The sequence below is a fragment of the Wolbachia endosymbiont (group A) of Andrena helvola genome (assembly GCF_964028415.1).
In the GTDB taxonomy this organism is placed as follows: Bacteria; Pseudomonadota; Alphaproteobacteria; order Rickettsiales; family Anaplasmataceae; genus Wolbachia; species Wolbachia pipientis.
In genome coordinates, this window is record NZ_OZ034779.1 from 207,602 (window position 1) to 223,061 (window position 15,460).

The 15,460-nt window shown below is 35.7% G+C and carries 12 protein-coding genes and 1 pseudogene; 5 read left to right on the top strand and 8 right to left on the bottom strand.

Going from position 1 to position 15,460, the window contains the following annotated elements; all coding sequences use genetic code 11:
- Entirely contained in the window at positions 1 to 618 is a 618-nt protein-coding gene (locus tag ABWU73_RS01140) for a transposase (protein ID WP_209472876.1), read from the top strand.
- A gap of 7 nt (positions 619 to 625) precedes the next feature.
- A complete protein-coding gene (locus ABWU73_RS01145) occupies positions 626 to 760 on the top strand; it encodes a hypothetical protein (protein WP_256437791.1) in 135 nt (44 codons plus the stop codon).
- Between the two features lie 36 nt (positions 761 to 796).
- On the opposite strand, the gene ABWU73_RS01150 is transcribed toward ABWU73_RS01145, so the two are convergent.
- The 3 genes from ABWU73_RS01150 to uvrA all read right to left on the bottom strand — a co-directional run bounded on the left by ABWU73_RS01150 (position 797) and on the right by uvrA (position 5,094).
- Positions 797 to 1,528 carry a ComF family protein gene (locus ABWU73_RS01150; RefSeq protein WP_264329435.1) on the bottom strand — a complete coding sequence of 244 codons (732 nt, stop codon included), beginning with the start codon at positions 1,526 to 1,528 and terminating at the stop codon, positions 797 to 799.
- A 121-nt stretch (positions 1,529 to 1,649) separates the two neighbouring features.
- The gene (locus tag ABWU73_RS01155) at positions 1,650 to 2,117 is read right to left on the bottom strand and encodes a hypothetical protein (RefSeq protein WP_264329434.1); all 468 of its coding nucleotides are present in this window, start codon (positions 2,115 to 2,117) and stop codon (positions 1,650 to 1,652) included.
- A 181-nt stretch (positions 2,118 to 2,298) separates the two neighbouring features.
- The gene (uvrA, locus tag ABWU73_RS01160; RefSeq protein ID WP_264329433.1) at positions 2,299 to 5,094 is read right to left on the bottom strand and encodes an excinuclease ABC subunit UvrA; all 2,796 of its coding nucleotides are present in this window, start codon (positions 5,092 to 5,094) and stop codon (positions 2,299 to 2,301) included.
- Between the two features lie 239 nt (positions 5,095 to 5,333).
- Between uvrA and ABWU73_RS01165 the strand changes: the two genes are divergently transcribed.
- Positions 5,334 to 6,503 (top strand): IS4 family transposase, encoded by a 1,170-nt coding sequence (locus ABWU73_RS01165; protein ID WP_264329432.1) that lies wholly within the window; start codon positions 5,334 to 5,336, stop codon positions 6,501 to 6,503.
- A gap of 267 nt (positions 6,504 to 6,770) precedes the next feature.
- Here the strand turns inward: ABWU73_RS01165 and ABWU73_RS01170 are convergent, their stop codons facing one another.
- The 3 genes from ABWU73_RS01170 to ABWU73_RS01180 all read right to left on the bottom strand — a co-directional run bounded on the left by ABWU73_RS01170 (position 6,771) and on the right by ABWU73_RS01180 (position 10,668).
- Entirely contained in the window at positions 6,771 to 6,911 is a 141-nt protein-coding gene (locus ABWU73_RS01170; RefSeq protein ID WP_010962923.1) for a hypothetical protein, read from the bottom strand.
- A gap of 50 nt (positions 6,912 to 6,961) precedes the next feature.
- Complete coding sequence (locus ABWU73_RS01175; RefSeq protein ID WP_264329431.1) at positions 6,962 to 7,474, bottom strand: hypothetical protein; 513 nt, start codon at positions 7,472 to 7,474, stop codon at positions 6,962 to 6,964.
- A gap of 95 nt (positions 7,475 to 7,569) precedes the next feature.
- Positions 7,570 to 10,668: a phosphoribosylformylglycinamidine synthase subunit PurL gene (locus ABWU73_RS01180; RefSeq protein WP_341810268.1), complete on the bottom strand. Its 3,099-nt coding sequence runs from the start codon at positions 10,666 to 10,668 to the stop codon at positions 7,570 to 7,572.
- 99 nt (positions 10,669 to 10,767) lie between these two features.
- Between ABWU73_RS01180 and ABWU73_RS01185 the strand changes: the two genes are divergently transcribed.
- Entirely contained in the window at positions 10,768 to 13,566 is a 2,799-nt protein-coding gene (locus ABWU73_RS01185) for a WPE palindromic element domain-containing protein (RefSeq protein ID WP_264329429.1), read from the top strand.
- Positions 13,567 to 13,691: 125 nt separating this feature from the next.
- On the opposite strand, the gene ABWU73_RS01190 is transcribed toward ABWU73_RS01185, so the two are convergent.
- Positions 13,692 to 14,165 (bottom strand): transposase, encoded by a 474-nt coding sequence (locus tag ABWU73_RS01190; protein WP_250296353.1) that lies wholly within the window; start codon positions 14,163 to 14,165, stop codon positions 13,692 to 13,694.
- A gap of 184 nt (positions 14,166 to 14,349) precedes the next feature.
- On the opposite strand from ABWU73_RS01190, the pseudogene ABWU73_RS01195 reads away from it, so the two are divergent.
- Positions 14,350 to 15,181, top strand: a pseudogene (locus tag ABWU73_RS01195) (IS5-like element ISWpi1 family transposase).
- On the opposite strand, the gene ABWU73_RS01200 reads toward ABWU73_RS01195, so the two are convergent.
- On the bottom strand, positions 15,161 to 15,322 hold the full coding sequence (locus tag ABWU73_RS01200) for a hypothetical protein (protein ID WP_264329870.1): 162 nt from the start codon (positions 15,320 to 15,322) through the stop codon (positions 15,161 to 15,163). The pseudogene ABWU73_RS01195 and the gene ABWU73_RS01200 sit on opposite strands and share 21 nt — an antisense overlap.
- Positions 15,323 to 15,460: the final 138 nt, after the last annotated feature.

Below are 15,460 nucleotides of genomic sequence, written 5' to 3' on the forward strand. Positions count from 1 at the left end.
ATGGAAGATATCGAAATTGCTATAGACAGTACAGGAATTAGTATATACAACAACACTCCTGGTCATAGCAAAGAAAATAGCGAAGATAGAAAGTATCGCAGCTATGAACAGACAAGAAAATTGCATGTAATGTTGAATACAAACAGCAAAAAAGCCATAGCTGTAAAATACAGTAACGGTGTCTACTCTGATCACTATGGAGCTTGTGATTTGCTAAAAGAAGTCGATTTTCAGTATGTCATAAAAGTACTATATGCAGATAGGGCATATGACAGAGAAAAGCTCTATAAGCTGTGTAATCAATATGGTATAAAAACGAAAATTCCTCCGAAAAACAACGCAGCAGAGCATCCAAAGTTAGACTATATGGCTGAGAGAAATTCTGCAGTCAAGCTCATAAAGTCATATGATGAAGATAGTATAAAGAAGTGGAAAAAAGAGATGAGTTATGGAAAAAGATCTTATATAGAAAGTTTTTTCTCGCGACTGAAACAAACATTCGGGTTTAGTTTTAGGAATAAATCTGAGACAAATAGAGAGAAGGAACTACTTGTTAAATGCTATTTGCTCAATAAGTTCACTGATATTGGTATGGCTAAATTTGAGATAGCTTCATAAATTTATTGTGCGTTACCTACTATCCGAAGAGCGATGCAACAAAGCCATCCCAGTGTCAAGCACTGGGATGACACCCTCCTTGGCAAACAATGTTCGTACAGCTATGTGCGTGACGCTGGCGCTGGAATCTAGAAAAAAATAGATCCAAGTAGTCAAGCTACTTGGATGATACTGACTGCTAATTTTTTATGCAAGAGGTCCAATCATTCACCGTTCTTGCAAGTGATAGCACTCTCACTTCTTTTGCACCGGAGTTTAAAATTTCCTGAGAGCAAGATCTTACAGTTGCTCCGGTTGTTACCACATCATCAACTAATATCACGATTTTATTTTCGATAATTTTCTTGTTGCTTGTTTTAAAAGCCTTCTTTAAATTTTTTTCACGCTGTTTAAGTGAAAGACCAGCTTGAGGCGCAGTATGGCGAAGGCGTTTTATTGCAAATGGCGTATAGGATAAATTGGACAACTTACTCAATTCTTTTGCAAGCAGTGCTGCTTGATTATATTTACGTTTAAACAAGCGCATTTTATGTAACGGTATAGGGATTATGATCTCTGCGTTCTGAAATGTATCCTGATTAGCTTGGTGTATCCACTTTGCATAGATTTTTACGTAATTCAAATTATCAAAAAATTTGAAATTTATAATCATGTTTCTACTATGTTGATCATAAGCAAAAACTGATCTTAATACTTTAAACGGTGGAGGATTGATGATGCACTTACCACACGTATAAATATTGTCTAAGATTACTACGCCACAAACATTGCAGTAATGCTTAGTTAGAAAATTGATTTTTTTGTTACATTCACTACACAGATTAAGATTTTCATCAATGATACACTCGCAACTTACGCATACGTTTGGAAATATGAGATTTGTAGCTTTGTTTAGTAAGAGAAGGTTCACAATTCATTAAATATATTATAAAATTTATATAGTATAGCTAAAGTAACTTGTGCTTACACTCTTTCACTTTTTATTTCATCTCAATATAGTTCAAACTAAGCCACTGCTGAAAAAGCAGAACTTATAACTCAGTAGATAAACGCTGATATTTTTCTGGTTCCTGTATTTCACTCAACTTACTTTGCACTTTGTCACAAGCCCACACAAGTGGCGTTATGGTTGACGCGGCAGCCCAAACGATAGCAGCGCAAGCATAACTTACAATCTTGTTAAATACTCTAGCTACTGCATTAGCACAATCTTGCCCAGCACTTAAAAATGCATTTGAATGATCAACTAATGACTTTGTACTTGCTTTTAAACAATAGTCCCCTGTTATTTTTGATAATAACTTAATTGGCAAGTATGACGAATATGCCAGTACTAAACATAAAGGCTGCAATATTATGCTGGCTGCTAAAATAGCACTCAGTGCACACAATGAATACACTTTCTCTGCTCTGTAACCCACGTATTCACAATTATCATTGTTTTTATAATACTTGTTATAATCATCTTTACTCTCAACTCCACAAATTACATCTTTCACAGGTCCTAGCACATTATCAACGTAACGTACAGATTTATAGAAACTATTTTCTGGAACTAGTGTGTTATCTTCTGCTTTCTTAGCAGGTACAACTCCATATTCAACGTACCTTCTAAAGTATCGATATTCTTATCTCCAAATCATAAATATGCAACCTAGCCTAATATAATTAAGAAATAGTTTATAATAAATATGTTTTAAGATGCCTGCCTGTAACACTTTCTGGAATTTTTGCCACTTCTTCTGGAGTTCCAGTAGCAATCACTTCTCCGCCTTTTATTCCTCCCTCTGGTCCGATGTCTATTATATAATCTGCAGTTTTGATAACATGCAAATTATGCTCGATAACTATAACAGTGTTTCCCAGATCGACTAATCTATGAAGTATTTTTAGTAAGTTATTTATATCTTCAAAGTGTAATCCAGTTGTTGGCTCATCAAGAATATACAATGTTCTTCCGGTAAATCGTTTTGATAGCTCTTTAGACAGCTTTATTCGTTGTGCTTCACCCCCAGACAACGTTGTTGACGACTGCCCGAGTTTTATATAGCCAAGCCCCACTTCCTGCAAAGAAATCAACTTTTCTTTTACCATTGGAAGGTTTTCAAAAAAATCACAAGCCTGATCTATCGTCATATCAAGCACATCAGAGATTGATTTTCCTTTATAAGTAACTTCCAATGTTTCACGATTATACCTTCGCCCTTTACACTGCTCACACTTCACATAAACGTCCGGTAGAAAATGCATCTCTATCTTTAAGTGCCCATCACCTTTACAAGCCTCACACCTTCCACCTCTGGTATTAAATGAAAATCGACCTATATTATATCCCCTTGCTTTTGACTCTGGAAGACCTGCAAACCAATTTCTTATATGAGTGAACATACCAACATATGTTGCTGGATTTGACGCTGGAGTTCTACCAATTGGCGACTGATCAACTTCTATAACTTTATCTATATATTCAAGGCCTTCTATTCTATCACACCGACCATACCGTGCAGACGAATGATGTATCTTATGTGCTGAATATTTATATAACGTTTCTATGACTAAACTTGATTTTCCCCCTCCTGATATTCCAGTAACACAAATAAGATTCCCTATAGGAAATTTAACGTTCACATTTTTTAAGTTATTTTCACATGCATTTATTACTTTTATGAACTGAGTTGCTTGCTTTCTTCTCCTTGGAATTAAAATTTTTTTCTCTCCACTCAAATATTGCCCTGTTATGCTCCCCGAATTTCTTTGCACCTGGTCTGGTGTTCCTTCTGCAACAACTTTTCCACCATTTACGCCAGCTCCAGGACCAATATCAATTGCATAATCAGCAGCCATTATTGTATCTTCATCATGCTCAACAACGATTACAGTGTTACCCATGTCTCTCAAGTTTTTCAGTGTAGCAATTAACCGATCATTATCGCATTGATGAAGGCCTATCGAGGGTTCATCAAGCACATACAGCACTCCTGTTAAACCAGAGCCAATTTGCGAAGCAAGTCTAATCCTCTGGCTCTCACCGCCAGAGAGAGTGCTAGATTCTCGATCGAGCGTTAGGTAATTCAACCCTACATTCTTTAAAAATGTTAGCCTCTTGATTATTTCACTTAGTATTTTATTTGAGATTTGCTTCTGTTGTTCTGTTAGCTTGTCTGGCAAATTTTCAAACCACTTAAGGGATTTATCGATGCTGAGCCCTGATATTTCACCTATATGTTTGCTATCAATTTTTACTGTAAGCGCTTCTTTTTTCAATCTATAGCCAGTACATTCTCTGCAGTGAGTGACAGAGCAATATCGCTCAACAAGTGTTTCATCATAATCCATCTGGTTCTCCAAGATACTGATCAAACCTTGAAATTTATTAGAGCCAAAGAGTATCATATCTTTTACTTCTTGATCTATGTTCTTCCACGGAATATCAAGGTTAAATTTGTAGTTTTCAGCCAGTGATAGAATTGCACTTTTTAGAAATCCATAACCTGTGTGCACTTGGCGGAACATTGATCCCACTGGCTTTAAAGCACCCTCAGATATTGAAAGAGTTTCATCCGGTACTATTAGCTTTATATCAACACTTAGTTTTTTACCAAGCCCATTACACGAACCACATGCACCGTAAGGGCTGTTAAAAGAAAATAATCTTGGTTCTATTTCCTCAAGAGTGAAACCAGACTCGGGGCATGCAAAATTCTCTGAAAAAGTCAGAATTTGACCATTTTTATACTCGGAATTATGGTTGTCAGGTAGGTTTACTATTTCTACATACATTAGACCATTACCAAGTTTTAGTGCGGATTCTATACTACTTGGCAGTCGATTTCCTATATCGCCCAATATTGATATTCTATCTGCAACCACAAAAACGTCGTGTTTCTTGTTCTTATCGAGTTTAGGCAAGTCATCTACATTGTACACTTCACCATCTATTTTGAACCTTACGTAACCTTGTCTTTTAATTTCCAATATCTCTTTAAGATGTTCTCCCTTTCTACCACGCACAACAGGGGCAAGTATATATATCTTAGTTTCTAAAGGTAACGCAATTATAGTGTCTACAATTTGAGACACCGTTTGTTTTGTTATTGGTAATCCAGTTGCAGGTGAATAAGGAACTCCTATTCGTGCATATACTAAGCGCAAGTAATCGTAAATTTCGGTAACAGTTCCAACTGTTGACCTTGGATTTTTTGAGATCGATTTCTGGTTGATAGATATTGCAGGAGAGAGACCTGTAATCGACTCAACATCTGGTTTATCCTGAATGTTGAGAAATTGACGCGCGTAAGCTGACAGGCTTTCAACGTACCGGCGTTGGCCTTCTGCATAAATCGTATCAAATGCAAGGCTAGACTTGCCAGAACCACTTAGCCCAGTTATAACAACTAGCTTATTTTTCGGTATATTGACGTCTACACCTTGCAGATTATGTTCCCTTGCGCCCTTAACTCTGATAAAATCGTCCATATTATACCATATAACGTATTAACCATTATAGCCTCAAAATACGTGAATTTATAGTGATATATTGATTTTCTATTGATTTTTTCAACTGTTACGGAAAATTAGGCAGCGTTTGATAAATCGTCATTCCGCTACTTGTTAGCGGCTGAGATACCGCGACGGTATGACGGTTAAGTAGGCCAGTGCCCCATAAGTGTTGAAAGTAACACAAAAAAGACATAAAGAACTATTATTGCAAGAAAATGGAGGCAATAATGGATCAAATAGAAAGAGTACTAAATTTAATAAAAGATGAGGATTTAGAAAGGCTAGGAAAATTAAGTGAAGTAGATAAATGTAATACTAAATTGTTGGGCAAGATTATATTTAAAGGTCTAATGAAGTTAATATTAATGGGGCAAAAAACAAGCCTAAGAGTGCTAGAAATGGTAATAAACAGGTGTATAATGGATAAGAATAGCGATAAAAGTACAGTAACATACAGTGGTTTGTCAAAAAGGTTAAAAGTTATAAATCCAGAATATTTTAAGGGAGTATACATTGATTTGATGAGCAAGATTAAAAAGCTATTACCCCAAAAAACATCAAATAACTTACATAAGTTTGATTCGACGATCATAAATTTATCGGGATATCTCATAAAAGATGGGCTAAAAATAGGCGGTAAAAGTAACGACAGTCAAGTTAAAGTGAGTGTAGGATTAAAGGATCAATTGCCGACAAGTATAAGATTTTGTAAAGGACAAGAAGAAAGTAGTGAAGATATAGCATTAGTGAGAGCAATTAATGAAGCTAAAGTTGAAAAAGAGGATATTTTATTATTTGATAGAGGAATCAGAAAAGTTGGAACTTTTGCCGAATTTGATGAAAAGGAGTACAAATTTATCACAAGAGTTAAAGTAGGAAGAAAACATGATGTTATAAGCAGGAACAAAGTTATAAGAGAACAAAAATCGGATGGATCAGAGATTTTAGAAGATATAATAGTTAATCTTTATCGTGCACGAGGTAAAGTGGCAGAAAAGCATGATCTACGGCTAATAAAAATCAGAAATAAAATTGGAGATGAAATATGGTTTTTGACAAACTTGTTTGAAATGCCAGCTTATGAAGTAACAGAGCTATATAGGCGCAGATGGGATATAGAAGTGTTCTTTAAATTTATAAAGCAAAATCTTGGATATAAGCACTTTTTAAGCCATACTATGAATGGCATGAAGGTGTATATTTACATGATTATTATTACGGCTTTGTTATTTCTTGTTTATAAAATCAAAAATAATCTACATGGGTTCAAAATAGCATTACTGCAATTCACATTGGATCTAAATGACTCTTTTATACGTTCGATTGTTTTACTGTCGGGAGGTAATTTACATGCCGTTGATCATCTCATATCACGTTATTTTTGATACTTTCAACACTTATGGCCAGTGCCCCTATGATGTCATCCCAGTGTCAAGCACATAGCTGTACGAACGTTGTAGTTTAGGAGCAATTCCCACCAGTGGGCCAGTGCCCAGACACTGGTTCTATGCAACTTAATTAAAAACGTTTGTTTTAGCGTAAGACAACTACCTTTAGCTCATCAGCTCAGTTATAAGCAAAATTTCTGGATTCCAGACTGGAATGACACCATTTGCTGTGCAATTTACCTTCAAAAATGAATGTTCGTACAGCTATGTGTCAAGCACTGGGATGACACCATTCTTTTTTCTGGATTCCAGACTGGAATGACACCCCCCTGATAGGCTCAAATCATAATGTTTGTACAGTTGTGGGTTTAGGCTACCTATAAATTCTAAACTGTTGTTACGCACCAAATACACCCCTAGGACCCAAAGTCAGTTTAGCTATATCAGAAAACAGGTTATGTGGAAATCTTAAAATACTTCTTGTTTGCCAAGCAAAATAAATACATTCCTACAAACAAACAGATGCTCAATACTGACGCATAAGAAAACTTAAAAATTAAGTCTCTAGTATATATTGATAGGCATTTACCTGCAGAAAATTTGTATAGTAATCCAACACATACAACGGCACCATCAACCACTGATGCTATAATTAAAGTAATGAAATTTGCCATATGAAAATTCAACTTGGACTTCAATTTTTCAAAAATAATTATGCTTGAGAGAAGAGATACTAAAATTGCAGTATATGAAATCAATATCATCAAATTAAAACTTTGCCATTTAAAAACACAACATAGCGCTGTACACACTATTAAGTTGTACGTAGCTTTGCTTCTGCCATAAAATTCAACCATTGAATTTACAACTAAAGCAGCTCCCACAAATAAGGCAGCACATATCATCAATTTATTTGAAGTGTTGAGTAAAGAAAGACTGATAAACAGGAGTATCGATAAAATAGACATAATTACCTACCCAAAATTAATAACATACATTCATTCTAAATAAACATTACATATAGTAAAAGAGTTATTTAGCATAATAAGAAAAATATTTTATATTAGCATGCCACATCTTTCAGATCTACTTTTAAAACATCCTTTATGTTTAGCACCTTTTTCTCTGTTACTTTGCCAATACATGAATAAACTGCACCTTCAAACAATTCTTCAAACCTCTTCTGATTTTGTGGTGCAATAGTAACCAAAATTCTACTTTGCGATTCAGAAAACATTATTATCTTGTTTATTATGTCTGTATTTTGTATTTTTCCTATTGGCACTAGTGAAAGATCGATTTCAGCACCAAGGTCTCCTGCAATTAGCGATTTTGCCAGAGCAATAACTAATCCGCCTAAGTTTGGTGCAATTGCAGAGGCAATTATGCCATCTTTTATTGCCTGGTTGTAACGCTCATACAACTTCCTAGCGCTCTTTGCATCAACTTTTGGTACGTTGTTATTACCTATTCCACTATATAACTGATATTCAGATCTACCAAGTTCATCAAGTGTTTCTCCAAGCACATATATCAAGTCCCCTGGCATTTTTACATCAAGCGATACCGCATTTTCAATATTTTCTATAATTCCAATTGCTGAGATGAGTAATGAAGGTGGTGCAGAGATTATCACTTTCTCGCCATTTTCATCATATCCCTTGAAGTCATTGAACATACTGTCTTTTCCGGATATGAATGGTGTTTTAAATGCAGTTGCGAAGTCGTAACAAGCCTCTGCAGCTTTCTTTAGTTGCCACAACCTTTCTGGATTATAAGCATCACACCAACAAAAATTGTCGAGCAACGCTAGATGATTTATATTTCCTCCTGCGGCTACATAGTTGCGTATCGCGGTGTCAATTGCACATGCTGCCATGTGGTAGGTGTCAATTTCTCCATAACTTGAGCCAAATCCTTGCGATTTTACAACACCTTTATTTGAAGAAAGGATTGGCCTTGAAACAATAGCTTCACTGCACACTCTTCCCTTGCCCTGCAGTGGTTTCAGCACTGACGACCCTTGAACCTCATGGTCATATTGCACCACTATGAACTCTTTGCTGCAAATGTTTGGTCTGCTCAGCATTTCTTTTAGTTCAATTGCTAAAGAAGGCGAACTTGTTGTCATTCCAGCGCATAGCGCTGGAAGCCCCTTAGACCACGGTTTCGTCTGTAAATGCACTTTGGGATTACCATCATGCAGAAATTCAGTTTCGATGTCCATTATTACTGTCCCTTCAGGACATTTAACAACAGCTTTACCACTCTCATTAAACTCTCCAATCACACAAACCTCCACATCATGTTTTTTCATGATTTGCTTAAACATAGGGAGATTTTCTTCTGGCACTGCTAAGGTCATTCTCTCTTGTGATTCTGATATCCATATTTCCCACGGAGCCATACCATCGTTTTTAAGGAGAACCTTGCTCAAATCAACTTCAAATCCGTCTTTTCCCATTTCACCAATAGACGACGACAGCCCACCTGCTCCATTGTCCGTTATTGCATTATAAAGACCAAGATCTCTTGCTTTTATGACGGCATTGGATAGTTTTTTTTGTGTTATAGGGTCACCAATTTGCACAATCGTTGAAGGGCTGTTTCCCGACAAAGCCTCTGAAGAAAACGTTGCACCGTGAATTCCGTCTCTTCCAACTCTTCCGCCAATAATTACAATCTTATCGCCATTTTTTGGTCCTTTAATGTGTGAAGGTGCATTATTTATATTGCGTGGAATAATTCCAATGCTTCCGACAAAAACTAATGGCTTGCCACAAAATCTATCGTCGAAATATACCGATCCAAGTTGTGTTGGAATACCAGAGCAATTACCAGCAACATTAACACCGTGAATCACTTCTTTCATTATATATTTTGGCGGTAAGATCTCATCAGTGCGCTCTTTATCCCTATGAAATTTGCCTTTTGCTTCTTTGGCAAAGCAAAAGTAATAGGTATTCATTATAGGCTCTGCGCCTTTCCCGAAACCCACTATATCGCGATTAACTCCAAGCACTCCGGTCATTGCTCCACCAAATGGATCAAGAGCTGAAGGGCTATTGTGAGTTTCAACTTTATCTACAATCAAGTAATCGTCATCAAAAATTATTCCTCCTGCGTTGTCGGAGAAAACTGACACGCATATGTCAGAATTTATCTCACGCGTTGCACGCTTAATATAATGAGCATATAGACCGTCTTTTATTTCATCAATAGGGGAGCAAAAAATATTGTGTTTACAATGTTCAGACCAAGTCTGTGCCAGAGACTCAAGTTCAATATCATATGGATTTCTACCAAGTTTTTTAAAGTAATCCTTTATAGCTTTCATTGCTGCCAGCGAGAGCCCTAAAGTGCCATTACCATCGATTCCATCTCTGCTGATTTTCTCAAGTTCTTGGTCACTTACATTTAAATCAACAGATTTAGCCCCATTACTACTTGATATCACTCCAGTGCTCTCTTTTGTCATCCCAGCCTTTTTTTCTGTCATCCCAGTGCTTGACACTGGGATCCATTCTTTTTTTTCCTGGTCACGCGCTGGAATGACACCGGAGTGGGTATTTAATGACTTATATTTACCATAATATTTCCAGCTATAGTTATTATTTTCTTTACAGATAAGTGTGCAATACTCAGTGATGGGGTTGAACTCTTGTTTTATATCATCTTCGGTTGGTAAATCTCCTTGACTTAGAATCAATTTTGAACTTCTTGCTTTGATCTCAATTGGTGTCATTCCAGCGCGTGACGCTGGAATCTGCGTTTTCTCTTTCTGGATCCCAGTGTCAAGCACTGGGATGACAAAAGAAGGGGCTGGGATGACAGGCTGGTCGATATAGCCTTTGCTTATTAAATACTCTCTAACAATTTGTTTCACTGTGTTGCCTACATTATCGGTCATGCCAGGTAGGAAGCTTATTTCCAAGCCCCACTTTGCTTGTGGTTCTATGAAATCATACGGAACTTCTTCAAGGTTTTCATTGTAGGAATAATAACGGCAGTCTTGTATGACTTTATTATAAAATAGCCCGCAAATTTCTTCATATAATTTGGATGGTAATCCTTTGCGTATGTAAATCGAGTAAACGTTGACTAACCATCTGCGGCCAATTTGCTCGCATTTATTTAAAACTTCTATTCTAATGTTTGCCATGTAATGTTATAAAAAATTTTAATATATAATAGCATACAAGCACGTTTATATTTTGAATAATTTCTATACAATAAAATATTGTATTAATTGTTACTGTTAGTGGGAAGAGTTTTTACCGTTAATGTGGATGAATCTCTTTTTGATGTGCTGGTTCAGCACATATTTTCTGAATATGAAAGAGAAAAAATTCCTGAAGTAAAAATCATACTTCCTTGCAAGAGGGATGTGATAGCGCTGCTGAGTGCATTCAAGAATCATAACGCTAAAAAATGCATAATTTTGCCAGAGATAGTTTCGCTAGAGAATATTGATGAGGAAGATTTAATATTAAATCTTGATAGGGTTAAAGTTATCAAGCCAACAAAAAGGACACTGCTACTCATTCAATTCATATTGGAGTGGAATAGAAAAAATAATGATAATTTTCCAATTGATTTAGCTTATAGCCTGCCATCACTGCTTGATAAAATTCAATCTACCCAAACAACGGATTGTTATCAATTTGATGAACATTCAAAAAAAATAGAGAATTTCATAAGCTTACTCACTGAGACTTGGAGTAAAACTTTAAAAGATTTAGAAGTAGTAGATATATTAAAACATAAGAGTGATTACATAAACAATATGATAATCTCTTTACAAAAAGACCAATATATAATCTTTGTTGGAATTGGAAAGGATAAGTCGTTAATTAGGGCTATATATGATCTGCCATTTGGAAAAATAATTTTGCCTAACTTGAATTTGAAAATTAAAGAGAAAGACTGGAAATCGCTTGATAAAAAACATTATCAATATTGCCTGAAAGATCTGCTCGATTATTTAAAAGTGGATAGAAGGGATGTTAGTTTTCTGCCAGAAGCGTGTTCTCCAGTGCCCAGACACTGGGATCCAGAAAACTTAACTTTAAATGAGCGCACCAGGTGGCTGTATAATGAAAACTGGATCCCAGTGTCAGCTACTTGGATGACAGAAGAAAGGGCTGGGATAACAGGAAGTCCTGAGGAATATCTAGATTACGTCTTTGATACAACTGCCGATCTAAGCAAAGTTAGTAGTGGACATGTTGGCAATATTGAAGTCATCACTTGTGATTCCAGAGAGGAAGAAGCACAAGTGACATCATTAATTATAGAAAATGAAGGTTATGAAAACATTTCTTTGGTCGTCTTTGATAAATTACTTGCAGCTCGTATAGCATGTTTATCAAGGCAACACAGTGCCATACCGGAAAATTACCCTTATATAACGCTTCTGCTTTATAGTATCGAAGTTTTGACCTCAAATTGGAGCAGTGTGTCATTACTTTCGCTCCTTAAACATAGGCTAGTGACTTTTGGTTACACTCAAGAAGAGTACACTCGGATTTTATCTGAATTTGAAATAGAGATATTACGCAACTTTAGTACAAATGGTCTGAGCGATATTATAAATGCTATCAATGCCCATAAAAAGCTAAAATACAAAGAAGATATATTACTTATTATCAGTAAGTTAGAGGTTATATTTAATCCTTTACTTCGTTCTATAAATTGCTCTATTTTCGATGTGGTAGCAACTCATTTGCAGTGTATTAATATATTATCTGGTATAAATTTTTCAGAGCTAAATAGTGAAATAGGTAATTTTACCTGTAATTTCTCAAATGCATGTGAGGGTGTAGGAATTAAATGCTCCTTAGAGTTATATAGCCAAATTCTGACCTTATTTTTAGAGAAAGAGTTTTTCTTTGTAGCAAGTGACTTGAATAAATTCAGCTTATATCACAACAAAGTTGTAATACTTGCTGGATTTAATGAAGCGCCAAGCTTTCAAAGTCCGCTTTTGAATGCACTTACGAGAGAAAAATTTAATCTTCCTTCTGCGCAAGAAGAGCAGGGGTATTTTTTTTATACTTTACACAATTTGTTTTGTGCAAGTAAGGTTTATATTACAAGATCGCTAAGCCATAGAAAGCCAATTCTATTGCAGCGTTTGGAAATTCTACTCAAGGAGGGGAAGCAGCCGTATCGTGATTGGCTAAGGATATTAAATACGCCTGAATGTACTGTTCCATGTACTCAGCCTATGCCAAAACCTCAAACCGAAGTTAGAAAAGAAAAAATGCAGGTGATGTCTTGCAGTGCAATAGAAAAGCTAATTCGTAATCCTTATTCATTTTACGTTGAATATATACTGGGTCTTAAACAATTAAGAGACTTGAATTTCAAGCCATCGATATTGGAATTTGGCACTATGGTACACAACATTCTTGCAAGATATTTACGCAACAAAAAATCGCCAATGAGCATTGCACGAAAAGCATTCTCGACTAGTCAGTTTAATTTTTCAAATATGTGGTGGGTAAGACTGCAAAGGATAATTCAATCTTTTGTCGAATTTGATGAAACTCGAAGCAATTATGTTGAGTTGGAAAAGAACTTTTCCTGTCCGATATTTCATATTCCAGCGCGTGACACTGGTTCTTGTGATCAGTATGAAACTGCTTGGATGACAAATAAGCCACAAGAAATTTCACTGATAGCAAGATGTGATAGAGTTGAGTATCTACCAAGTGGGCAAGTGGCAATTATAGACTATAAGCTTGGTACACCACCTTCCAATGAAGAAGTAATGTCGGGATTTTTTCCGCAATTAATTTTACAAGCCTTAGCGGTAGAACATATAACAAAAAGAGAAGTCTCAGAACTTGCTTATTGGAAACTTGATTATGATAAAATAAAAGTTATTTCTATACAAAATTATAGATACAAAATGCAAGAATTAAAAAATGATCTGCCTGGTTTTTTATCTAACTATTTAAGTAATTCCACACCCTTTATTGCCTCTCCATATTTTGATAAATTCCTGAGATTTAACAGCTATAAACAGCTAGAAAGGGTAGGAGAGTGGTTGTAAATGGTGTCATCCGAGTACCTGACACTGGTTTCCATCCAAAAGGGTGTCATCCCAGTGCCCAGACACTGGGATGGCTTTGTTGCATCACACTTTATGAGATGGTGATTTATGGTAAATTCATGTAACTATCTCAAATTTAGCCATACCAATATCAGTGAATTTATTAAGCAAATAGCATTTAGTTCTTTTTCTCGATTTATCTCAGATTTATTCCTAAAACTAAATCCGAATATTTGCTTTAATCTTGAGAAAAACCCTTCAATATAAGATCTTTTCCCATAATTTACTTCTTTTTTCCATTCTTTCATGCCATCTTCACCGTATAATTTTATTAACCTAATAGCAGCATTCCTGTCAGACATATAATCTATTTCTGGATGTTCTGCCGCATTGTTTATTGGTGGAATTTTTGTCTTTATATCATATTCGTTACACAACTTATAAAACTTGTGCCTATCACATGCTCTATCTGCATATAGTGCTTTTATGGCATGCTGAAAATCAACTTCTTTTAGCAAATCACAAGCTCCATAGTGATCAGAGTAGACACCGTTACTGTATTTTACAGCTATGGCTTTTTTGTTGTTTATATTCAACATTACGTGCAATTTTCTCGTTTGCTCATAGCCACGATATTTTCTGTCAGTGCTATTTTCCTTGCTGTGTGTTGTTGTATATACTAATTCCTGTACTGTCTATAGCAATTTCGATATCTTCCATATTAGAGGTTGTCCGGAAACAAGTAAAAGGCTATAATATCTGAAATTTTAGTACGGGGTAAAGATGAGAAAAAAGTATCCAACAGATCTAAGCGAAAGGGAATGGGCAAGAATAGAAAAACACTTCAGAGTATCATACAAGAAAGGAGGAAGGCCGCCAAAGTATAGCAAAAAAGAAATATTAGAAGCAATTTTCTATGTATTGCGTACAGGGTGTCAATGGCGGTATTTACCAAATGATTTTCCGCTATGGAAGACTGTGTATGAGCAGTTCAGGCAATGGAAGAAGCAGGGAATTTTTGAGAAAATGAATTATGAAATTACAAAATATAGTAGAAGAAAAATAGGAAGGAATGAGCAGCCGAGTGCCTGTATAGTAGATAGTCAATCTGTAAAGACTACAGAAAAGGGGGGATCAAAGGCTATGATGGAAGTAAAAAAGTAAAGGGTAGAAAAAGGCATATAATTACAGACACTCAGGGTTTTATACTAGGTTGTTACGTAGGCGCTGCTAACGAAAATGATAGAGATGGTATTAAAATAGCATTAAACAATATGAGAACAAAATATACTAAAGTTAAAAAAATGTGGGCTGACATGGGATACCAAGGAAGAAATTTAAAGAATCACATAAAGGAAGAATATGACATAGATATTGAAATTGTTAAAAGGCCTCCATGTAGATTTGGGTGCACAAAGATACGCCACCTGAGCTACTACCAACAAGAGAACAAGGGTTTAAAGTACAGCCAAGAAGATGGGTTGTAGAAAGGACTTTTGCTTGGGTTAATAGGAATAGAAGGCTATCGAAGGAGTATGATTTACTCACAACATCCACTGAGAATTTCATATACCTAGCTATAAGTAGGGTTATGTTAAAGAGGGAATATGCTTGAATTTACTAGTTTCCGGACAACCTCTAATTCAGCGTTCTCTATCTTTAAAGCTTTATTTTCTGCTTTTAAGTTTTCTATCTCTGCTTTCAGTTTTTCTATTTTTTGCTGTAAATTTTTGCAAAGTTCTAAAAGGTTTACCACATTACCTCACTTTTGCTCTATGATTATCTTTTTAGATCACTTTGTCTACCTTATTCTACCACTCCGCTGAACGGATACCTTGGGTTAGCTATAGCTAACACCACAATTGTACTAACATTGTGATTTGAGAACAACCTT

Excerpts from the sequence above, each read along its gene's own strand:
- ABWU73_RS01140 (WP_209472876.1), top strand. The coding sequence starts at position 1 with ATGGAAGATATCGAAATTGCTATAGACAGTACAGGAATTAGTATATAC.
- uvrA (WP_264329433.1), bottom strand. The coding sequence starts at position 5,094 with ATGGACGATTTTATCAGAGTTAAGGGCGCAAGGGAACATAATCTGCAA.
- ABWU73_RS01165 (WP_264329432.1), top strand. The coding sequence starts at position 5,334 with ATGGAGGCAATAATGGATCAAATAGAAAGAGTACTAAATTTAATAAAA.
- ABWU73_RS01175 (WP_264329431.1), bottom strand. The coding sequence starts at position 7,474 with ATGTCTATTTTATCGATACTCCTGTTTATCAGTCTTTCTTTACTCAAC.
- ABWU73_RS01180 (WP_341810268.1), bottom strand. The coding sequence starts at position 10,668 with ATGGCAAACATTAGAATAGAAGTTTTAAATAAATGCGAGCAAATTGGC.
- ABWU73_RS01190 (WP_250296353.1), bottom strand. The coding sequence starts at position 14,165 with ATGTTGAATATAAACAACAAAAAAGCCATAGCTGTAAAATACAGTAAC.